The following is a 20,719-nucleotide window of genomic DNA, read 5'->3' as shown; positions in this document are numbered from 1 at the left end:
GCAGGTTGCCCCGCAGCGCAGCGAAGGGGTCGCGGGCATTCGGGTCGCCTTTGCTTTGCCTACTTTCCTTTGGCGAAACAAAGGAAAGTAGGTCGGCCGCCGGGCCGAGACCCGGCCTCGAAAAAACACCACCCGGCAGGGTCAAAAAGCCAAACCCGCGTCACGCCAGACGAACAAGACAAGCCTCACGACAAGGTCCGCTCGTACATATAACGCCGCGACCAAGCCAACGAAGCAGCCCCCTGCCCCGCCCTCCGACAAACAACCTGAAAGATAGACACGTCATCGTGCTCAAACGCATAAGCACACCCCGCCAAATACACCCTCCAAATCCGAAACCTCTCCTCCTCCACCAACGCCCGAATCTCCGGCACACAAGCCTCAAACCGCTCCAGCCACAACTGCAACGTGCGCACGTAATGACGCCGCAACCCCTCCACATCCAGCACCTCCAGCCCCCCACGCTGCATGGCCTCCAGCGCCAGGCTCAGGTGCGGCAGTTCGCCATCAGGAAACACATAGCGGTCGATGAACGCACCGCCGCCCAACGCCGTGGCGCCCACGTCCGCATCGGTGGAGGTGATGCCGTGGTTCAGCGCCAGGCCGTCATCGGCCAGCAGCTCGCGCATGTGCGCGAAGTACATGGGCAGGTTGCGGCGGCCCACATGCTCGAACATGCCGACGCTGGTGATGCGGTCAAAGCGCCCCTGCACGTCGCGGTAGTCCTGCAGGCGGATCTCGATGCGGTCGGCCAGGCCTGCGGCGCGCACGCGCTCGGTGGCCGCTTCGAACTGGTTGCGCGACAGGGTCACGCCCACGCAGTGCGCGCCAAAGTGCTGGGCCGCGCGCAGCACCAGGGCACCCCAGCCGCAGCCGATGTCCAGCAGGCGCTGGCCGGGCTGCAGGCGGATCTTGGTGAGGATGTGGTCCAGCTTCTTGCGCTGGGCGGTGGCCAGGTCCTCGTCGCCGTTCTCGAAGTAGGCGCAGGAATAGACCATGCCCTCGTCCAGCCAGAGCCGGTAGAAGTCGTCGGACACGTCGTAGTGGTACTGGATGGATTCGCGGTCCGTGCTGCGGCTGTGCCGAAAGCGCCTGGCCGCGCGCGCCGCAAGCGCCAGCCGCCCCGGCCCCTTGCCCGCGCCCTGGGTCTTGGACATGCGGCGAGCCAGCGCATAGCCGAAGTCGATGATGTCGGGCAGGCGGCCGTCGATGTCGATCTGGCTTTTCACATAGGCCTGGCCCAGGTGGTCCAGGCTGGGGTCCAGCAGCAGCGGCAGGGCCGAGGCGCTGCGCACCGTGAGCGTGACGCGTGGCTGCTCGAAGCGGCCGAAGTCGAACTGCTCGCCATTCCACAGCACCAGCCGCGCCGGCAGATCGGCCCGCGCACGCACGGCCTCGGCCCAGCGCCTGAGCTTCTTGTCCCAGAACATCTTGCATCTCCCCGGGGCTGGCTGCGCCCCCCTTTTGACATGACCCGCATGAACCGCATGAAAAGCAAATGACGAGTCTTGCCGGTTCATGTGACGGCAAGACGTCAGCACGGCAGCCCGCGCCGGTAGCGGATCGATACAGACCCGATGGCGCCCACACCCCGCCAGCGGCCCGGCTTGGGGCACACTGGCCGGCGTTCCAACTGCCCCGGCGCGAAGGCGCCTGCGACAGACCCATGCAAGCCCATGACCTGAGCATCGAACACTGCATCGAGCACCGCAACGCACAACGCAGCACCGGCGGCTATGGCCTGCCGGCCGGATTTCAGGAACCTGCCATCGAACTGGAGCCAGTGACGCCATGGCCATGACCCATACCCAGGCGCTGTCCAAGCTGGCCGCCGACACCCTTGTGCAGACCCTGGAGGAAGACGTGGCGCGCGTGATGGCGCGCACGTTTGCACTGGGCCGGCACGATGCCGCTATCGCGGCCAACTACGGCGGCCATGCCCTGCCGCCCCTGCTGCGGCGCTGGAGCTGCGTGCTGCAGGCCGGTGACGCCAAGGCAACGGCGCTGTACCGGCACAAGACGGCGCTGGCCCTGGCCATCGTGCTGCACCGGAACGGCCTGGCCGACGCGGGCCTGAACACGGCCGCGCGCACAGCCATCGATGTGCTCAATGCCGAGGTGGCGCTCAGCGATGACTTCTTTCGCAAGTCGGCGCAGATCCGCCAGGACTTCCTGGACACGCCGCCCGCACCGCCCAAACGCTCTCCGGGCCTGCCCGACAGCCTTACCTTCTACCGCGCAGCCGACGTGGTGGCCATGGAGCTGGACGGGCGCTTCCACGCCCTGTACGTGCACGGCTGCGCCCGGACCAACCAGAGCCCCATCGTCGAGTTCTACGACGCGGTGTTTGACCACGTGCCGCAGATGGCGGAGCTGGCCGACGTGCGCGCCCGGGGCCGGCGCTACAACGATGGCGTGGGGCGGGTGGCGCGGTTTTCCATATCGGGCCTGAAGTTCCTGCCCGACCCGGCCGGCCAGTTCACCCTGGTCAAGGCCTGCGTGGAGACGCCGCCGGACCCCGGCCATCTGCAAAAGGGCGACTGGCTCTACACGGTGTCCGACATCTTCGAGCTGCAGTCCGAGGTGGACTCCATGTTCGGCCCCGGCGGCAAGCCCTGAGCCTTGAGCTTTGTGTCCTGACAGCGGCCTGTTCTTGCCTGTTTTCAAGAGGAAATTCATGACGCATCCCCGGCCTTCCACTCTGCCCTCCCGCATGGCCTTGCCGGCCGCGCTGGCAATGGCTGCCACGCTGGCCCTTGCGGGCTGCAACCAGCGGCACGACACAGCAGCCATGGAATCTGCGCCCGCCCCCGCGCCCATGGCGGGCGGCGCCGGCATGAAGCAAGGCCGCGCCGCCATCGTGCAGGCCGAGGATGCGGCAGCAGCCGCACCAGAGACATCGGCGCAGGACGAGATGTCCCAGCGTTTCCTGGCCGTGCGCCAGGAGCTGAACGTGGAAGTGCCGCAGGCGCAGCTGGCCGATGCCTGGGGCCAGGTGCGCGACCTGTGTGCCACGCTGCGCTGCGAGTTGCTGTCGGCATCCCTTCTGCGCGAGACGCCCCAGCAGCCCGGCAACGCCATGCTGGAGATGCGCGTGGCGCCGGCCGATGTGCAGCGGCTGCTGGGCACGCTGGCCGGCGTGGCCACCATCGTGTCGCAGAACACCATCAGCGAGGACAAGACGGCCGAGGTGATCGACGTGGAGGCGCGCATCAGGAACCGTACCGAGTTCCGCGACAGCCTGCGCCTGATGCTGCGCGACACCACGACCAAGCGCACCATGTCCGACCTGCTGGAGATACAGCGCACGCTGTCGGACACGCAGGCCGAGCTGGACGCCATGGCCGCCCAGCGCAAGGTGCTGGAGCAGCAGACGAGCAAGCAGCACATACAGATCCAGTTCACGCCCACCCGCGCCCTGGTGCAGGGCGGCACCAGCTACAGCCCCATAGGCCGCGCGCTGCGCGATGCCGGCCATGTGCTGGGCGAGAGCATGGCCGCCCTGATCACCTTCGTGGCGGCCGTGCTGCCCTGGCTGGTGCTGGTGGTGCTGCCGCTGGGCTGGGTGCTGCGCGCGCTGTGGCGGCGCAGGCGCGCCAGGAAGGCCTGAGCGGCACGGCAGGATCAGGAAGTACGGCGGGGCACGAAGACCGGCCCACTCGGCAGCCCTGCCGTGCTCCAATCAAGCCATGCCCACCGAACCGAGCCTTGACGACCTGCGCCGCCATGCCGTGGCGCGCACCCTGTTCACACCGACCACCCTGCCTGCAGCCATACAGCGCCTGGGTTTTGTGCAGGCAGACCCGATCCGCGCCCCGGCCCGGGCTCAGGACCTGACGCTGCGCCACCGCGTCAAGGACTACCGCGCCGGCGACCTGGAGCGCCGCTACGCGCGCCTGGCGATCGACGAGGACTGCCTGGTCAACTACGGCTTTCTGCCCAGCGAGCACCTGGCGCTGATGCACCCGCGCCAGGCCCGCAAGGCCTGGGATGCCGAGACGCAGCGCAAGGCCGCCGAGGTGCTGGCCTTCGTGCGCGAGCGCGGTGCCGCGCATCCACGCGAGGTGGAGCAGCATTTCTCGCACGGAAGCGTGAAGAACTACTGGGGCGGCTCGGGCAGCGCCAGCACGCAGTTGCTCGACGGCATGCACTACCGCGGCCTGCTGCGCGTCAAGCGCCGTGACAGCGGCACGCGCGTCTACGAGGCAGTCGCCCATCCGCCGGCCGACGACAGCCCCGCCGCCAGCGCCCTGCGCGCCGCCGCGCTGATCGACTTGGTGGTGCGCAAGTACGCACCGCTGCCGGCCCCCAGCCTGACCTATCTGGTGCGCCTGCTGGGCTATGGCGCGCCCCACCTGGCGCAACAGACCCAGGCAGCGCTGCGGCTGGCGCGCGAGCAGCTGGCCAGCTGCCGCATCGACGGAACCACCTGGTACTGGCCCGCAGACGAGAACCCTCGCTCTCGCCGCCATGCATTCGACGAGCGGCTGCGCCTGCTCGCGCCCTTCGACCCCGTGGTCTGGGACCGGCGCCGCTTCACGCTGCTCTGGGGCTGGACCTACAAGTTCGAGGCCTATACGCCACCAGCCCGGCGCCAGCTCGGCTACTACGCCCTGCCCATGCTCTGGCGCGGCCATGTGATCGGCTGGGCCAACCTGCAGGCGCGCGACGGCCGGCTGGAGCCGTCATTCGGCTATGTGGCCAGCGCGGCGCCCGGCGATGCCGCCTTTCGCAGCGCGCTGGATGAGGAGCTGCAGCGCATGGAGCTGTTTCTGGCGCCGCGCTGAGGCGCAGGCACTCGCCCCCTGCGCGTGGTTGCCGCCCCACAGGAGCAGCGGCAAGACCGCACAGGGGCAGTCCGCTCAGAAGGTTCCGCGCAGCGTGAGCGTGGCATTGCGCGGCATGCCGTAGTAGGTGCCGTTGCGCGCGCCGCCCACGGCAGCCCAGTAGACCTTGTCGGTCACGTTGCCGATGTTGAGCGCGGCCGTCCAATTGCGGTTGATGCGGTAGGAGGCACGCAGGTCCAGCACAGCGTGGCCGGGGTTCTGCACCGTGTCCACGCGGGCATGGCTTTGCGCGCTGAGGTTGGCGCCCACCTTCCAGGCCGACCATTCGCCGGGCAGCGCGTAGCTGGTGGACACGCGCAGCAGGCTGCGCGGCGTGTCAGTGCTCAGCGAGCTGCCTTCGTCGTCGCGCGTGTTCAGCCAGGTGTAGCCGCCAGAGACCTGCCAGCCGCGTGCGACCTCGCCACCGATTTCGGCATCGAAGCCCTTGCTGCGCAGCACGCTGGAGTTGCGGTAGCAGTCATTGGTGGTCACGCCGGGGCAGAGGCCTTCGTTGCCGGTGTCGAACACGGCCACGTCGCGCTTCTTGATGTTGAACACCGAGAAGGCCACGTTGAGCTTGCGCTCGAACAGTTCGCCCTTGATGCCGGCCTCGTAGTTGGCGCCCACGGCGGGCTTGAGGCGGTTGCCCTGCACGGTGGCGTACTGCGACTGGGGCTGGAAGGTGCTGGTGTAGCTGGCATAGACGGACCAGAGCGGATCGATGTCGTAGACCAGGCCCGCATAGGGCGTGAACCGGCCGTTTTCGCGGTAGTCGTTGGTCAGGGCGCCGGTGAAGGTGTCATTGGAGCGGAACTTGAACCAGTTCAGGCGCCCGCCCAGGTGCAGGTGCAGGCGTTCGGCCAGCTGCAGGCGCCCGCTGCCGTAGATGCCCAGCAGTTGCTTGCGCTCCCTGAGACCGAAGTCATAAGGAGGGGCCACGGGATCGGGGATGCGCGAATGGTCGAAACGAAAGACGTCCAGGGGCATGGCCTCGCCAGAGGAGGCCGACTGGGTCAGCACCTTCTGCTGGGTCCAGCTGGTGCCGAACATGACCTTGTGCGTGCCGCCCAGCGCCTGAAAGCTGCCGGTGACGTTGGCATCCAGCCCCGTGGCATCGATGTCGCGCGCAATGAAATCGTTGCCCACGTAGCGCAGGCCCTGCAGGGTAACGGGATCGATGGCGCCGCGCGCCGACCCCAGCTTCTGGTCGATGGTGGTCTTGCCGTGGTTGAGCGTGAGCTTGGCCACCCAGTCGCCGCCCATGCGGTGCTCGACCTCGCCGAACACGTCATCGACCTGGGCCTCGTGGCGGTTCCATCGCTGGCCCAGCGAAGTGGAGCGCGGCAGGCCCAGCGAGGCGCCGTTGGAGTAGCTGGGCAGGCCGAAGATGCTGTAGCCGTCGATGTCGGTCTGCTCATGGCGGTAGCCCGCCGTGACCTTGGTGCCGGCGCCCAGGTCAGCGTCGATCACGCCGTAGAGCATGGGCGAGCGCGAATGCACAAGGTCGATGAAGCTGTGGCGGTCGGTATAGGCGGCCACCACGCGGCCGCGCACCGTGCCAGCCTCGTTGAGCGCGCCGCCGCCGTCGATCTCGGTGCGGAAGTTGCTCCAGGAGCCGATGCCCTGGGCGAACTCGAAATGCTTTTCCGCACGCGGGCGCTTGCGCACCATGTTGACCACGCCGCTGGGGTCGCCCGCGCCCACCACCAGGGCGCCCGCGCCGCGCAGCACCTCCACGCGGTCGAGGATGGCCGTGTCCATGGGCACCCAGCCCGTGGGGCTGTAGGTGCCGCCGGCCACGCCGTCGAGCAGGTAGTTGGAGTCCGGGATCTCGTAGCCGCGCATCATGTAGACGTGGGCCCCGAAGTTGCGCTGCGACTTGGTGGCGCCCGTGGTCTGCAGGATGACGTCCTCGACGGAGGACAGGTTCTGGTCATCCATCTGCTGGCGCGTGACCACGGTCACGGACTGCGGCGTCTCGCGAATGGACTGCTCCATCTTGCCGATGCTCAGAGCGCGCGTGGTGTAGGAGCCGGTCTGCTCGGTGGTGGGGCTGGTGATGGCCTGGGCCGTTACGCGCACCTCGGCCATGGCCTGGGCCGTGCCTGCGGTGCGTGCAGCGGCGGCTGCAGAGGCGGGAGCGGGCGCTGCGGTGCGCAGGCCCCAGTTGCCCGAGCCCGTGCGCACCAGCTCCAGCCCGCTGCCCTGCAGTGCCGCGCGCGCGGCCTGCTCGGGCGTGTAGCTGCCGCGCACGGCGGGCGCGGTCAGGCCGCGCACCAGCTCGGCGTCAATGCCGATCTGCTGGCCGCTTTCGGCGCCTATGCGCGCCAGCGCGCTGCCCAGCGGCTGGGCCGGCAGGTCGTAGCTGCGCACGGACGAGGCGGCTGGCGCAGCGGGCGCGGAAGGGGAAGTCTGGGCGTGGGCGCTCAGCGCGCAGGCCAGGGCGGCAGCGGCCAAGGTGCGCAAGGGCAAGGGGCAGGAGAGCAGCATGCGGGTTCTCGACAAGGAGGTTGGAAGGGCCTGAAAAGCAGGTTTCCAAGGCTTGTCGAGCGCGCCGCAAAAAGTGTTCATTTTTTTGCGCGCAGGCACCGACCTCACTCGACAGTCACTCGATGGTCACCAGCCAGCCACGCTGGTAGACATTCACGGCAATGGGCAGGGTCTCGGCCAGCGCCGCCAGGGCGCGGTCGGTGTCGTCCAGCGAGAAGGTGCCGTAGACATGCAGGGCCGCCGCACGCGGCGCCACGCGGATGAAGCCCGCGCGGTAGGCGCGCAGGGCCTGCACCACCTCGCCCAGCGGCTGGTCATGCGCCTCCAGCATGCCGCGCTGCCAGGCCGATGCGGTGCCGGGCTCGGTCGCATCCTCGGTAATGCCTGCCGGACCGAAGCGTGCACTGCGGCCTTGGGCCAGCACCTGGCTTGCACCCTGTGGCGTGGTGATCTCCACGCTGTGCTCAAGCATGCTCACCAGGCTGCTGCAGGCCTCCTGGCGCACCACGAAGCGCGTGCCCAGCGCGCGCACCTGGCCGTGGGCCGTGCGCACGGTGAAGGCGGCGCCCCCTTGCCCTGCCTCCCAGGCCTGTGGCGCCGCATGCGCCAGCAGCGTGCCCTGGCGCAGGATGACGGTGCGGCGGCCACCACTGAAGTCCAGGTCAGCCGCCGAGCGCGCATCCAGCGTGATGGTGCTGCCATCGGGCAACGCAAAATCACGCCGCTCGCCCGTGCCGGTGCGCAGGTCGGCAGCCCATTGGCTGATGGGTGCGTTGCGGTGGGCCACGAAGGCGGTGCCCACGGCCATGCCGCCCAATCCCAGCGCGCCGCGCAGCAGGCTGCGGCGACGGCGGATGCGCGATTCGGCACGCTGCAGCGCCTGGCCCATCAGGCTGCCCGAGGCCGCAGGCGCGCCGGTGCGCAGCGGCGACAGCATCTGCTGCAGCGGTGCCTGCAGCCGCTCCCAGGCCAGGCGGTGGCCGGCATCGGCCCGCAGCCATTGCTCGAAGCCCTGGCGCTCGCCATCGCTGACGGTGCCCGAGTTCAGCGTGACCAGCCAGCCCACGGCCGCCTCGGTGGCAGCATCCAGACTGCTGCCGTCCTGCGAAAGAGAGGCCGCCATGTCAGCCGCCGCGCGCCACCGCAATGCCGGCCTGCTGGCGGGCCAGCGCGATGGCGATGCGCCGGAAGGCCTCGGCCATGTGGCGGCGCACCGTGCTCAGGGAAATGTCCAGCTGGTCGGCAATGGCCTGGTAGGTCAGGCCGTCGATCTGGCTCAGCAAGAAGGCCTGGCGCGCCTTGAGCGGCAGGCCGTCCAGCGCCTGGGCGATGTGCTCCAGCGTCTCCAGCAGCACGGCGCGCTCTTCGGGAGAAGGCGCCAGCTCCTCGGGCTGCAGGGCCAGGGTCTCCAGATAGGCCCGCTCCAGCTCACGCCGGCGCCACAGCGTGAACAGCAGGCGCTTGGCAATGGTGGTCAGAAAGGCGCGCGGCTCCTGCACCACGGCAGCTGGGCGCGCCGCCACCACGCGCACAAAGGTCTCGGACGCCACATCCTGCGCCTCGGCCGTGTCGCGCAGCCTGGCCTTCAGACGCGACAGCAGCCAGGCATGGTGGCCCACATACAGCTGCTGGACCTGGAGCATGGATTCTGGAGGCGTGTGCGGCACGGACATGGGGCGGTATTTTAGCCGTCCGCAATAAGAATGGTTTGCATTCCACCATTCCCCCAGGGCAGCCGGACCGCCCTCAGTTCATGCGCGGCAGATTCGCCGCCTTGATGGCCGCGCCCATGGACTCATGGCCCTGGACCAGCTTCCTGCGGTATTCGGTGCCGGTGAGCGGAGCCGGGTCCACGCCGGCTGACTCGAAGATGCGCGCCACCTGGGGGCCCTCGGCAGCTGCCATGGCGACGCGCTCCAGCCTGTCGCGCAGGGCCGGGGGTACGCCCTTGGGGTAGGCCAGGCCGATCCAGGAGTCGATCTCCACGTCGTAGCCCTGCTCCCTGAGCGTGGGCACCTCGGGCAACTCCTTCCAGCGCATGGGGCTGGCGCTGGCGAGCAGGCGCATTTTTCCGGCCTTGACGTGCTGGACGATGTCCGAAGGGTTCTGCACGATGACGTCCACCTGACCGCCGATCAGGCCGGCCACGGTCTCGGCGCCGGACTTGTAGTTGATCTCCTCGAACCTGCCGCCCGTCTTGCGCCCCAGCTCGTACATGGCCAGGTTGTTGGGCGCGGACGGCGCGCCGAAGAAGATGCCCTTGCCCTGGCGGGACGCGGCCACCAGGTCGGCCATGGTCTTGTAGGGCGAGTCCGCGCGCACGGCCACGCCATAGCGGTAGCGGGCCACGCCTGCGATGAAGTCGAAGTCATCGACCTTGTAGTCCACCTTCATGAGGTGGGGCGTGATGGCGATGGTCGAAAACGTCACCACGCCCAGCGTATAGCCGTCAGGCTTTTGCCGGGCCAGAGACGAGACGCCCAGCGTGCCCTGCGCCCCCGCGCGGTTGTTGGGCACCACGGGCTTTTTGAGCAGGCCCTCCATGGCATTGCCGATGGCGCGCGAGGCCACGTCGGTATTGCCGCCTGCGCCGTAGTTGATGATCAGGGTCAGTTCCCGCTCGGGAAACGCGTCCGTGCCCTGGGCCAGCGCCGGGGCGCCGGCGGCAGCTGCCAGCGCTGCCGCGCAGAAGGCCGAAAGCAGGCATCTGCGAGATGCGGGGGATGGATATGCATGCATGGTTGTCTCTCGTTGCGATCTTGGGTTCTGTCGTCTTTGGAAGTCGTGCTTTCACGGTGCTGCGCACTACCCACTGACCGGGAAACAGGCACGCCCTGGAAATGGGGGCACCGAGGAAGGGCCGCCCCGCACCGAGGGTGCCGCCCCCCCGCGAAGCGAGAGGGGGAAGCGGCGCAGCCGCTCAGGGGGTCGTCCTTCCTCAATTCATGAAGAAGCCGCCGTTGACGTCGATCACCGCGCCATTGGTGAAGCCTGCGGACTCGCTGCACAGGTAGCGGATGGCGGCACCGACCTCGGCCGCCTCGCCCAGGCGCCGCACGGGGATCTGCTCGGCATAGCGGCGGTTGACCTCGTCGCCGGCCTGCTGCGCCATCGGCGTCAGGATGCGGCCCGGCGCCACGCAGTTGGTGGTGATGCCGTACTGGCCCATCTCCGAGGCGATGGAGCGGCTCAGGCCCAGCACGGCGGACTTGCTCAGCATGTAGGCGGGGCCGGCCACGATGGACTTGCCGCGCCCGGCCAGCGAGGACACGTTGACGATGCGCCCCCAGCCCCGCTGCTTCATGCCCGGCAGCGCCAGCTGGCACAGGCGCAGCATGGACAGCAGGTTGACGTCCAGGATCTGCTGCACCTCGTCCAGCCCCACGTCGAGGATGCCGTTGGACTGGCCGCTGGCGTTCTTGAGACTGATGCCGGCGTTGTTGACCAGGATGTCCACGCCGCCATGGCGCTGCACCATGTCCGCGACCACGCGCTGGCGGGCTGCCTCGTCGCAGACATCGAGCACCACGGCGCTGGCCCTGGCGCGCAGTTCCTGCGGGACCCGATCCAGGTCGGGCGCGGCCAGGTCGGCCAGCACCACCTGGCGGCCGTCGCGCAGCAGTTCGATGGCGGTGGCCAGGCCGATGCCGCGCGCGGCGCCGGTCACCAGGGCCGTGCGGATGGGGAAGTTCTCAGGCGCGCTCATCAGTGGCTCTCCGGCGTGTAGAAGGTGATGGGGGGAAAGGCGTCTTCGGTGCACATGACCTCGATCAGCGTGGCCTCTTCGGCGGCCATGGCGGCGCGCAGCGCGGGGGCGATGGCATCGGCCGATTCCACGCGCACGCCGTGGATGCCGCAGGCCCGTGCGATGGCCGCATGGTCCACGCCGCTGAAGTTCACGGCCGAGGTGTGCTCGCCGAACTTCACATGCTCGGCATGCTTCTGGTAGCCCAGGATGCCGTTGTTGATGAGGACGGTGATGACCTTGATGCCCATGCGCCTGCAGGTCTCCATCTCCGACCACACATGGCCGAAGCCGCCGTCGCCCACCAGGCAGAACACCTGGCCGCCGTCCTGCGCCAGGCGCGCGCCCATGGCCATGGGCATGCCCCAGCCCAGGCCCGCCAGGCCGCGCGGAGTGATGAAGCGCTGGCCGGCCCGGCGCGCGGTCAGGTAGTTGGTGACCCACAGCGTGGAGTAGCTGGCATCTGCCACCACGGTGTCATCGGCGGTCAGCAGGGCGTCGAGCTCATGCATGATGCGTTCGGGCCGGATGGGTGCGGCGTTGGACAAGCGCACTTCGGCTGATTCCTGCCTGTGCCTTTCCCTGCCCTTGGCAATGCGTGCGGCCAAGGCAGCGCGCTGGCCGGTACGGGCCGACAGATCCATCGGCCCGGCGATGTCCAGCATGGCCTGCAGCGCCAGCCGCGCATCGCCCACCAGGCGCATGGCGTCGTAGTTGCGCCCTATCTCCTGGCCGTCGATATCGAGGTGGATGAATTGCGCATCGCGCGGGTACAGCGTCCAACTGTCCGTGCCGTTCTGGTTGGTGCGGTTGCCGATCAGGAACACCACGTCGGCCCCGGCCACGAAATCCTTCAGGTAGCGGCCCGAGCCATTGGGCCCCAGGCAATTGGCGACCACGCCCAGCGACAGCTCATGCGTCTCGGCCACGGCACCCTTGCCCATGTTGGTGGTGGCCACGGGCAGGCTCAGCGCATCGGCAAAGGCGCTCAGTGCCTCGCTGGCGCCCGAGATGTGCACGCCACCACCGGCAACGATGACCGGCGCACGGGCCTGGAGCAGCGCGCCCACGGCCTGTTCCAGCAATTGCCGTTCCGGAACGGCGCGGTCCAGCGGAAAGCGGGCCAGTGCAGCGGGCCGGGGCACACCGGACGGCTGGGCAGGCTCGGTGAGCAGGTCGGCCGGCAGCATCAGCGCCACGGGGCCAGGCCGGCCGCTGCAGGCGGCGATGATGGCCTGCTCCACATAGTCCTCCACGCGCGATGCCTGGTCCACGCGCCGCACCCACTTGGTCACGGGCTTGAACAGGCCCATGTGGTCCAGGTCCTGGAAGGCGTTCTTGTCGGTCTGGTCGCGCGCCACGTCCTGCACCAGCGCAATGATGGGGATGGAGACCTTCAGCGCCTCGGCCAGCGGCGCCACCAGCAACGCTGCGGCCGGCCCGTTCTGCGCGGTGATCACGGCCGGCCTGCCGCTCATGCGGGCATGGGCATCGGCCATGTAGCCGCCCGCGTTCTCGGTGCGGTAGGCGATCTGGCGCAGGCCCAGTTCCTCGGCGGCCAGCACGAACATGCTGGGCAGGCTCTGCCCGAAGAACTGCGTGATGCCGTGCCGCTTCAGGACCCGGGCCACCAGGTGGCCTACGGTGTCCTGCTTGTTCAATCCAGGGTTGCTCAGGGGTTTCGACATGGGTTGCGGTTTCCGTTCAACAAAAAAAGGCGTAGCGGCTCCCTCGCCATGGCAATCGCCAGCGATACGGAAAGGGAAGCCAGGGGGAACTTATCTATTCAGGAAATTCAAAGGCAGTCCAGGACACGGCCAGTCCAGCGCCACCAGCCGCCCCGTGGAAGACAGGGTGACAAAAGCCGTCTTCAGGTCCTTGCCACCAAAGCAGATGTTGGTGGTCATGGGGTCGGGCAACTCGACCCGGTGCAGCACCTGCCCGGCTGGCGAGACCACGGTGATGCCGCCCTCGCCCAGCGTGGCAAGGCAGATGTTCCCTTCGGCATCCACGGCCAGGGAGTCGATGTTCTGCATGCCCGGCAGGCGGCAGACCAGCCGTCCGCCATTGGGCGAATCGGGCCAGGGCCGGGCCAGGATGTGCCCGGGCTCGCCGATATCGAAGGCCCACAGCCGCCCCGTGAAGGTCTCCGCCACATAGAGCGTCTTCTCATCGGGAGAAAGACCGATTCCGTTGGGCGACCACAGCGGGAAGGCTGCCTCGCGGATGGCGCTGCCATCGGCCAGCGCGTAGCAGACGCCGCCCCGGTCCACCTCGCGCGGGCGCACCTTGCCGTGGTCGGTGAACCAGAACCCGCCATACCGGTCGAAGACCAGGTCGTTGGGGCCCTTCAAGGGTCCGCTGCCGCTTTGCGTGTACAGGCATTCGACCTGGCCCGAGGCCAGGTCCACGGCCTCTATGCGCCCGCCTGAATAGTCGTTGGCCTGGCCTATGGGCCGCAGCCCATGCTCCGCACTGCGGTGCCACTGGAAGCCACCGTTGTTGCAGATGAACAGCTTGCCGCCGGGGCCTATGGCGGCACCGTTCGGGCCTGCGCCCAGGTGGACGAGCTGCCGCCTTGTGCCATCGGCCGTCACCCGGGTCAGCCAGCCATTGGCGATCTCCACCAGCACGACCGATCCATCGGGCATGGCCACCGGGCCTTCGGGAAACTCCAGGCCGTCGGCCAGTGCCCGAAGCGAGGGTTCTGTTTTTTGCAGCGTGTATGTCATGTGCGCCTCACTGCATCAATCGATGCTCAGGTTCAAGCGCCTGATCACGGCACCGTATTTTTCGGAATCGTCCCTGACCATGGCCTGCAATTGCTGCGGGGTGGACGGCGAAACCTCCAGCGCCATTTCCGAGAAATTCTTCTGCAACCGGGGATCAGCCAGGGCCTTGTGCAGCACGGCGTTGAGCTGCTCCACCACGGCGGCCGGCGTGCCGCCAGCGACGAAGGCGCTGAAATGGTTGGCGATCTCCACGCCGCGCGCGCCCGCCTCGGCGAAGGTCGGCACATCGGGCAGATGCGGCGAGCGCCGGTCTCCCGTGACGGCGATGACCCGGACCTTGCCCGACCGGGCATAGGGCACGACGGTGGGCAGGTCGGACATGAAGACGGGCACCTGCCCCGCCAGCAGGGCCTGCATGGCCGGGGCGCTGCCCTTGTAGGGCACATGCACCATCTGGATGGCGCTGCCGGCCAGGAACATCTCCATGGCGAGGTTGGTGCCGTTGCCATTGCCGGTGGAGGCATAGCTCAGGTCGCCATGCGACCTGGCATGGGCCACCAGCTCCCGGACACTGCCTGCGGGAAACGAAGGCAAGGCCACCAGCGCGATCGGATTGCGCGCCAGCACCGATACCGGCGCCAGCGCACGCTCCGGGTCATAGGCCAGCTTCTTGAAGAGGAACGGGTTCATCGACGCCACCGAGGGATCGAAGACCGCAAAGGTATGGCCGTCGGCGGGTGCGGCCTGCAGGGCCTGCACGGCGATCACGCCCGAGCCGCCAGGGCGGTTGTCCACCACCACGACCTGCCCGGTCTGCCCCGTGATGGCCGCCGCAATCTGGCGCGCGATGTTGTCCGAGGCCCCGCCTGCGGCATAGGGCACCAGGATTCGCAGCGGCTTGGATGGATAGGTGGTGGATGCAGCGGACGCCGCGCAAGAAAGGCCGATAAGGGCCGTGCCCATGGCAAGCCATTGGCGGCGGTTCGATGGTGATACGGGCATGTTTCCTCCCTGGATTTTGATGCATGGTACTTGATGTATCAAACACCAAACATGGGGTTAGCCCGTGGACCAGGCACGCTCGGATGTGACGGCCATCCCACCATCCCCCGGGAGGTACCATTGCGCCCAAGCAGTTGCGGAGGCCCGATGTCCAGCGTTTTTTCACAGATCCGAACCAATCAGACCCTTGCCGAAAAAACCTATCTGCAGATCCGTGACGCCATCGTGAGAGGCCAGCTGCAACCCGCGCAGCGCCTCGTCTACCGCAGCCTGGCCGAAGAGTTCGGCATCAGCCCCACGCCCGTGCGTGATGCCATACAGCGCCTGGCCTCCGAAGGCGCCCTGGACCTGGACGACCGCGGCGTGGCCACCGTGCCCGTGCTCAGCGTGGAGCAGTACGTGGAAATCATCGCCCTGCGCATCGAACTGGAAGGCCGCGCCGCCGCAGCCGCCGCCAGCCGCCATCCGGGCCAGGGCTTCATCGACACCCTCACCCAGCTGCACCAGGACCTGGAAAAATCCATCGCCGTGGACGACGACGCCACGCTGATCGCCAACGAGCGCTTCCACTTCTCCATCATCGAAGCCGCGCAGCAGCCCGTGCTGGCCAGCCTCATCGGCCTGCTGTGGCTCAAGTGCGGCCCGTCCGTGCGCTACCTGTACCGGGGCACCTACGCCCGCGCGGCCGAACATCCGCACATCCGGCTGATCCATGCGCTGGAGCAAAGGGACGGCCCCGCCGCCCGGCAGGCTGTGGTGCAGGACCTGCAAAGTGCCTGCCTGCATATCCTCAGGAAGATTGCCAAGGATGATGGGATGGAGTTTCCGCAGGAGTGGGAAGTGGCGGGGTAAGGCATTGGCCCCGCACGCCTGTGCTCACGTGGTTATTCCCTGCCGTCCAGGCAGGTCTCGCCTAGCGCCTTCGCGCCGCTGCAACCCGTTGATTCCCTGGCCAACGAGCGACCTCTCGCAAAACAGACAGCCCTCCCCGGCTCCCGACCTTTCGGTGCACACGCCAATGATGCAACGGTAGATCTCCCCTCTGTAGGGGACAAACAATCATTCAAAGCTACGCAAAAAGCTACGCTAAATTTCGGCGCCTTGGCTCGAAATTGAAGGGTATCTTCGGCTCCGGGCCACCAGTTTCCTCGTCTGCACACGGATTTTTGGAGTGCTCAAATGCAGTGAGCTATTTTTCGACGCGAATTTTTGGTGGCTGAGAGAATCCAGATCTTCCAGCAACACCAAGGATTTCCAATGAGCGCCCTCATCTATCGAAATAACTTCACACGCGCCGTAGCTGTGCTCGTTCCGGCAGCTATTTCTGCTGCTTTTTTTTATATCCTTCCTTTCATTGACTGGATTCAGTCATTTGGAATTTTTGCAATATTCATTATTGGTGTCCTCATCCCGAGATCACCCCCAGGCAGAAGTATTCGCACTTGGCCACCCCTCAGAACCTTTCAATGGGCAGGGACCCTGGCAGAACGCAGCTTCGAAGGACGCAAGCACGCCGGACTGTTGAATATGTTGGTCGCCGACGCACTGAACATCGGTGCGCACGGATTCGTAATTTCCGGCCTAATAAGGCCATGCCCCCTGACGAGTGAATTCAGCCGCCCCGCACTTGCTATCGGCGGGATGATTTTTTGGGTACTGGTCTACTATCTCGGGAAAGCGGGCGAACGCCGGGAAAAGGGAAAACGCATCAACGAAAGCACCTCTCCCATGATGTAGGCCTGCCCAATGTGGCGTGATGTATCCTTGCGCCTCAACAGGAGGGGATGATGTATTGCACACAATGCGGCCAACGAAATGGGGACGAAGCTGCGTTCTGCGCAGCCTGCGGTAAGTCCATCCTGCAGCCCGTCGGTACCGCGCCGGGCTCTACGGTGCCTCTCACGCTTGCAACCGACGTGCGGGCGGACATACAGGACCCGAAGCTCGTGGGCGTGGGCGGATGGCTGGCCTTCTTGGTGATCGTGCTGGTTGCCGTGGGGCCGATCCTGTTGCTCATGAATTTCTACAACGAGTACAAGATCCTGGCGCCATTGATCCAGACTTCAAAACTCGCCCGGCAGGTCCTGTATATCGAGGCACTTTCGGCTGTCACCCTGGCAGCGGGAAGCGCCTATGCTGGTTGGTGTTTAGCAACCAGGGCCACGGGCGCACCTGGGTTTGTGCGAGCCTTCCTGGCGTTCCAAGTAGTGGCAACTGCCCTCACCTTCTTATCGCTCGCCAAACTACCTGGCCTCGACCAGCAGGCGATGAGCGGATTCAGCGCTGACGCCGTAAAGGGAGTATTTCAGTCGCTATTCAGTGCAGCGATTTGGACCAGCTACCTGAACCGGTCAAAGCGAGTTTGCGCCACCTATTCACTTCCGTTGTTGGAGGACTGGGCCAGCAGCCATGGAATTGGATTTGGCAGCGCGATTCTCATTGGCAGCATGGCGGCGGGCCTGGCAGTCATCGCATTTCAGATGCTCTGATGGCGGGCCAGTACAATTCCGGTTCTGTGCCGGAATTGAACAAAATCAATGGGTTAGCGGTGCGGCAGGGCGCCGCCCCTCCCGCCATCTCTACTCCTCGACCGCGAACCGCCCAGCGTCCATAGCATCGCCCCGCTTCTTCGGCAGGTAGACCCCGTCCTTGGCCTCCCGAATCCGCTTCTCGCGCATGCTCACGCTTTGGGCCAGCTGCATTGGCCGGATGCGGCGGCCTGGGTTCTTCTCGTTGAAGCGCTGGATGGCCTCCCGCGCTTCGGTCTTGCCCTCCTCGTCCTTGGCCATGGCAGCCATGGCGAACTGCTCGACCAGGGCGCTGCGCCGGGCCTGCAGCGCGCGGTCCTGGCCCACGATGGCGGACTTGCCTTCGTAGGCATTGCGCACGCTGGACGGCGAGAAGCCCACAGCCTGACCGGCCACGGCAGCCGCATCTACTTGGTCCTGCACCACGATGCCGGTCTTGTACTTGACACCCTCGGTCTCGTAGCGCCAGGCCTTGAGCGGGCCGCGCAGCACGCTGGGCGCCATGGTCTCAAGCCCGCACTGGTACCGGCCATCGCTCATCTCCTGCAGGCTCTTCAGAGCGTTGATGCCGATGCCAGCCACGGGGCCCAGGGTGGCGGCCATTGCCGACTCGCCCAGGCGCTGACCTTCCACCCCCCTCCTGCACACCCGTGGGATCAGCCGGTCCAGCCCCACGCGGCCCGAGATGTCCCAGGGCGTCAGGCGGAACAGGCCATGGGAGAGAACCTCCGCCGGCGTCTAACCGAAGGTGTCTGCCAGCATGACCACCTGCGCGCCCCAGGGCTCGTCCTCGGCGCCGCTCAACACCGAGACCGCGGCCAGCAGCGTGGTCACCATGGGCAAGTCCAGCACCTTCGCCCGCCGACTTGAGATGGTTAAACAGATGACCATTCATGGCCTGGATGCCACCCAAGCTGCTCTCGCCCACGGCGTCACAGCGCAGACAGCCAGAAAGTGATTGGGTCGGTATCTGAGCGGCGGCAAAGCCGCCCTGGCCGACGCCTCCTCCAGGCCAGCGCGCTCGCCCCGAGCCATTGACCAGTCCGAGGCACTGCCCATCGTTGAGTTGCGCAGCAGTCGGATGCTGTAATCGCGCATTGCCAGCTACGCAGGCGTCTGTGCCTCCTCAGTCAGCCGTGTGCTGGCCCGGGCTGGCCTGTCTCGCCTCAGCGACCTGCAGCCTGCGGAACCGGTGATGCATTCGTCGCGGCCATCGGCCGCTGGCAAAGACGGCGGGCTGCTTACCCGCGCGCCACCAGGGCCGCCAGCGTGCGCAGCGCAGCCTGCGCCTCTTGGGGCGCCTTTTCGTAGTGCTGCAGCAGCTCCTGAGTGTCAGAACTGACTGAGGCCGCCGTGCCGGCATCGCCACCAGCCGCGCCCGCGCGCAGCGACAGCAGTACATAGCCCACATCCACGCCCACGGCATGCAGCTGCTGCAGCGCCTTGGCGTCGGGTGCGAACTCGCCCTCTTCAAATTTCAGCAGTGCCAGGCGATCCACGCCCGACTTGTCTGCCAGCTGGCCCACGGTCAACTCCAGCCGCTTGCGCTCCTGTTGCAGCCGCTCGGCAAAGGTTTGCCCTGGGTTTGGGTGCGGGGCAGCGCAAGGGTCCAACGAACGTAGACCAGTTAGCAGATAGGCGACATCAACCCCGTGTGCGGCCACTGCCTCAAGGTACGACGAATCGGGCTTACGCGAGCCCTTTTCATAGTTGAGCTGCGTCTCAGCAGATACGCCTGCAAGGGCGCCAAAAGCCCCCTGATTCAGCTTGAGATGCTTGCGGACTTCTTTCAGTCTCTCGCAAAAATTCGACATTTGCCGATAACTTTCCATTGACAAATCGACATTTGTCGATAAAAATCAATCAACCATGTAACAACCTAGATTCAAATACTACATGACCACTCCAGCGCAACAGACCAGCCACCGCTCGGCTATGGTCGAGCCCCTTCTGCAGGTCAGGCCCATCCTCCAGCGGCTGACCAAGGCCCGAAACAAGGCTGCCTTCGGCGATGGCGGCTTTGCCTTAGAGCTGGGCGGCCTGCACCTGTCTTGCTATGTGGGCCCGCGCGCTGCTGGTGCTGGGGCGCAAGGGGGCGCGGCATGAGGCCGTACGCCGTCACCCACTTGGACGCTCTGCATGTGCGCAGCCGCCTGGTGCTTAGCGCCGCTCGCTGCCCAGGCCACGCTGGAACTCATCTACGGCATGCCCTGTTTCCTGACCGCCGCGCGCGTGAGCGGGGGTGCGCGGTGAACCATGGCAAGGAATGACCCATCAGCCTCTTCAGGCAAGCCCGACCCAGCCAGAAACAGCATGGCCCGAGCCTCTCTTGCCGATCCCCACCAAGCAGTCCTCTTCGCAGCAGGAGTGCTCAAGCACACGGTGAAAAGCATCCTGTACGACGGAGCACAGGAGCGCTACTCCTGCTCGCACCTCAGCCGGGCATTTGCAGCGCTCAACCAACTTCCTGCTCCCGGTTGCTACCCGGCAACCAGTGCGCATGAGCTGGTGCGGGTGGATCTGCTTTCACTGCTCGCCCTCATCAGCTCGGAATTGGAGTTCGCTCGCGACACATTCCGAGAGAACCGGCTCAGTGCAGCAGGTGAAGCTGCCTTTGTTCATGGACTGCTGGAACACGCCTTTGAATTCGCAGACAGGCTGTTCGGGGCCTACAACGAGCTTCCCAACTCCTTGGACGACCTGCGTTTCCTGGCCAGCTTTGCTGCAGCCAAGGATGCTGGCAACGGTATCAATACATTCGGCAGCCAGGCAGATACAGCATCATCAGTCACAGCGGCATCGCCATTGCTTGGAAGCGGCCACCGGGCCAGTGAGTTGCTCATTCGTTGCTCGTTCGACATCGAGGCAGCAGCCCACGCCGTGACAGCGCTGGGAGATCAGATCACGGAACCGGAGCAGATTCAGATCGCCTCACTGATTCGCTGCTATGGCGCACGCATCGCGAAACTCAACAGTGTTCTGATGAGCTATCTCACCGGGGACGAAGTGATCACCCTGGCGGATGCGCAGCACGCCCTGTACCAAGGAGCCAAGCAGTTGCCAGAAGTAGCCCTGTGACGACGTACGGCGGAAATGGTCCCTTGGATTGAGCGCAGCGCATTTGTGTGCCGCGATCTACGCCCCCTTGGCGCGGCGTCCAACCTCGGGTAGTCAATAATGTGACCTTTGCCCGCCACCATGCCCCACACGATGGATACGGCCCGAGGCGGGCAGCACGACACAAGAACATTTGCGCCTTCCTGCGGCCCCGCGCCATCCAGGCAGGCCTTGCCCGGCGCCTTCGCGCCGCTGCAACCTGTTGATTCCCAAGCCAATGAGCGACCTCTCGCAAAGCACACAGCCCTCTCCGGCCCCTGATCTGTCGGCGCACACGCC

At 66.5% G+C, this 20,719-nt stretch carries 19 protein-coding genes and 2 pseudogenes; 10 read left to right on the top strand and 11 right to left on the bottom strand.

Annotation, left to right across the window (positions count from 1 at the left end; all coding sequences use genetic code 11):
- Positions 1–185 precede the first annotated feature (185 nt).
- The gene (locus ACM14_RS23860; protein WP_065347512.1) at positions 186–1,430 is read right to left on the bottom strand and encodes a cyclopropane-fatty-acyl-phospholipid synthase family protein; all 1,245 of its coding nucleotides are present in this window, start codon (positions 1,428–1,430) and stop codon (positions 186–188) included.
- Positions 1,431–1,666: 236 nt separating this feature from the next.
- Here ACM14_RS23860 and ACM14_RS32655 point away from each other — a divergent pair, with 236 nt between their 5' ends.
- The 4 genes from ACM14_RS32655 (at position 1,667) to ACM14_RS23845 (ending at position 4,787) form a co-directional block, all read left to right on the top strand.
- Positions 1,667–1,801 (top strand): hypothetical protein, encoded by a 135-nt coding sequence (locus ACM14_RS32655; protein WP_263864465.1) that lies wholly within the window; start codon positions 1,667–1,669, stop codon positions 1,799–1,801.
- Complete coding sequence (locus ACM14_RS23855) at positions 1,792–2,619, top strand: hypothetical protein (RefSeq protein WP_065347511.1); 828 nt, start codon at positions 1,792–1,794, stop codon at positions 2,617–2,619. The genes ACM14_RS32655 and ACM14_RS23855 overlap by 10 nt, the downstream gene beginning before the upstream one ends.
- Before the next feature lie 58 nt (positions 2,620–2,677).
- Positions 2,678–3,610 (top strand): DUF4349 domain-containing protein, encoded by a 933-nt coding sequence (locus tag ACM14_RS23850; RefSeq protein WP_065347510.1) that lies wholly within the window; start codon positions 2,678–2,680, stop codon positions 3,608–3,610.
- Positions 3,611–3,689: 79 nt separating this feature from the next.
- Positions 3,690–4,787, top strand: coding sequence for a crosslink repair DNA glycosylase YcaQ family protein (locus tag ACM14_RS23845; protein WP_065347509.1), 1,098 nt, complete (start codon positions 3,690–3,692; stop codon positions 4,785–4,787).
- Between the two features lie 75 nt (positions 4,788–4,862).
- Here the strand turns inward: ACM14_RS23845 and ACM14_RS23840 are convergent, their stop codons facing one another.
- The 8 genes from ACM14_RS23840 to ACM14_RS23805 all read right to left on the bottom strand — a co-directional run bounded on the left by ACM14_RS23840 (position 4,863) and on the right by ACM14_RS23805 (position 14,795).
- Positions 4,863–7,316: a TonB-dependent receptor gene (locus tag ACM14_RS23840; protein WP_065347508.1), complete on the bottom strand. Its 2,454-nt coding sequence runs from the start codon at positions 7,314–7,316 to the stop codon at positions 4,863–4,865.
- Between the two features lie 115 nt (positions 7,317–7,431).
- Positions 7,432–8,439 carry a FecR domain-containing protein gene (locus tag ACM14_RS23835; RefSeq protein WP_065347507.1) on the bottom strand — a complete coding sequence of 336 codons (1,008 nt, stop codon included), beginning with the start codon at positions 8,437–8,439 and terminating at the stop codon, positions 7,432–7,434.
- Position 8,440: 1 nt separating this feature from the next.
- Positions 8,441–8,989, bottom strand: coding sequence for a sigma-70 family RNA polymerase sigma factor (locus tag ACM14_RS23830; RefSeq protein ID WP_043796423.1), 549 nt, complete (start codon positions 8,987–8,989; stop codon positions 8,441–8,443).
- Positions 8,990–9,062: 73 nt separating this feature from the next.
- Positions 9,063–10,055, bottom strand: coding sequence for a tripartite tricarboxylate transporter substrate binding protein (locus tag ACM14_RS23825; RefSeq protein ID WP_065347506.1), 993 nt, complete (start codon positions 10,053–10,055; stop codon positions 9,063–9,065).
- Between the two features lie 199 nt (positions 10,056–10,254).
- Positions 10,255–11,022 (bottom strand): SDR family oxidoreductase, encoded by a 768-nt coding sequence (locus ACM14_RS23820; RefSeq protein ID WP_065347505.1) that lies wholly within the window; start codon positions 11,020–11,022, stop codon positions 10,255–10,257.
- Complete coding sequence (locus ACM14_RS23815; RefSeq protein WP_065347504.1) at positions 11,022–12,749, bottom strand: acetolactate synthase catalytic subunit; 1,728 nt, start codon at positions 12,747–12,749, stop codon at positions 11,022–11,024. The genes ACM14_RS23820 and ACM14_RS23815 overlap by 1 nt, the downstream gene beginning before the upstream one ends.
- 90 nt (positions 12,750–12,839) lie before the next feature.
- Complete coding sequence (locus ACM14_RS23810) at positions 12,840–13,793, bottom strand: SMP-30/gluconolactonase/LRE family protein (protein WP_065347503.1); 954 nt, start codon at positions 13,791–13,793, stop codon at positions 12,840–12,842.
- 15 nt (positions 13,794–13,808) lie between these two features.
- Positions 13,809–14,795 (bottom strand): tripartite tricarboxylate transporter substrate binding protein, encoded by a 987-nt coding sequence (locus ACM14_RS23805; RefSeq protein WP_034368955.1) that lies wholly within the window; start codon positions 14,793–14,795, stop codon positions 13,809–13,811.
- A 147-nt stretch (positions 14,796–14,942) separates the two neighbouring features.
- Here ACM14_RS23805 and ACM14_RS23800 point away from each other — a divergent pair, with 147 nt between their 5' ends.
- From ACM14_RS23800 to ACM14_RS23790, 3 genes are all read left to right on the top strand, one after another.
- On the top strand, positions 14,943–15,647 hold the full coding sequence (locus ACM14_RS23800; protein ID WP_043824513.1) for a GntR family transcriptional regulator: 705 nt from the start codon (positions 14,943–14,945) through the stop codon (positions 15,645–15,647).
- A gap of 405 nt (positions 15,648–16,052) precedes the next feature.
- A complete protein-coding gene (locus tag ACM14_RS31775) occupies positions 16,053–16,532 on the top strand; it encodes a hypothetical protein (RefSeq protein WP_139093484.1) in 480 nt (159 codons plus the stop codon).
- Positions 16,533–16,582: 50 nt separating this feature from the next.
- Positions 16,583–17,284, top strand: a complete 702-nt coding sequence (locus ACM14_RS23790; RefSeq protein ID WP_175403299.1) for a DUF2569 family protein — start codon at positions 16,583–16,585, stop codon at positions 17,282–17,284.
- Positions 17,285–17,374: 90 nt separating this feature from the next.
- On the opposite strand, the pseudogene ACM14_RS23785 reads toward ACM14_RS23790, so the two are convergent.
- Positions 17,375–18,046, bottom strand: a pseudogene (locus tag ACM14_RS23785) (PLxRFG domain-containing protein); the annotation flags it as partial.
- A gap of 112 nt (positions 18,047–18,158) precedes the next feature.
- On the opposite strand from ACM14_RS23785, the pseudogene ACM14_RS23780 reads away from it, so the two are divergent.
- Positions 18,159–18,518: pseudogene (locus ACM14_RS23780) on the top strand (leucine zipper domain-containing protein); the annotation flags it as partial.
- Between the two features lie 46 nt (positions 18,519–18,564).
- On the opposite strand, the gene ACM14_RS23775 reads toward ACM14_RS23780, so the two are convergent.
- Complete coding sequence (locus ACM14_RS23775; protein ID WP_065347499.1) at positions 18,565–19,155, bottom strand: helix-turn-helix domain-containing protein; 591 nt, start codon at positions 19,153–19,155, stop codon at positions 18,565–18,567.
- Between the two features lie 64 nt (positions 19,156–19,219).
- Here ACM14_RS23775 and ACM14_RS23770 point away from each other — a divergent pair, with 64 nt between their 5' ends.
- Positions 19,220–19,429: a hypothetical protein gene (locus ACM14_RS23770; RefSeq protein WP_065347498.1), complete on the top strand. Its 210-nt coding sequence runs from the start codon at positions 19,220–19,222 to the stop codon at positions 19,427–19,429.
- A 207-nt stretch (positions 19,430–19,636) separates the two neighbouring features.
- A complete protein-coding gene (locus ACM14_RS23765) occupies positions 19,637–20,401 on the top strand; it encodes a hypothetical protein (protein ID WP_065347497.1) in 765 nt (254 codons plus the stop codon).
- Positions 20,402–20,719: the final 318 nt, after the last annotated feature.

This window comes from Delftia sp. JD2 (genome assembly GCF_001682645.1).
GTDB classification, from domain to species: domain Bacteria; phylum Pseudomonadota; class Gammaproteobacteria; order Burkholderiales; family Burkholderiaceae_C; genus Comamonas; species Comamonas acidovorans.
The sequence above is the reverse complement of the archived record's forward strand: the minus strand, read 5'-3'. Positions and strand labels throughout refer to the sequence as shown.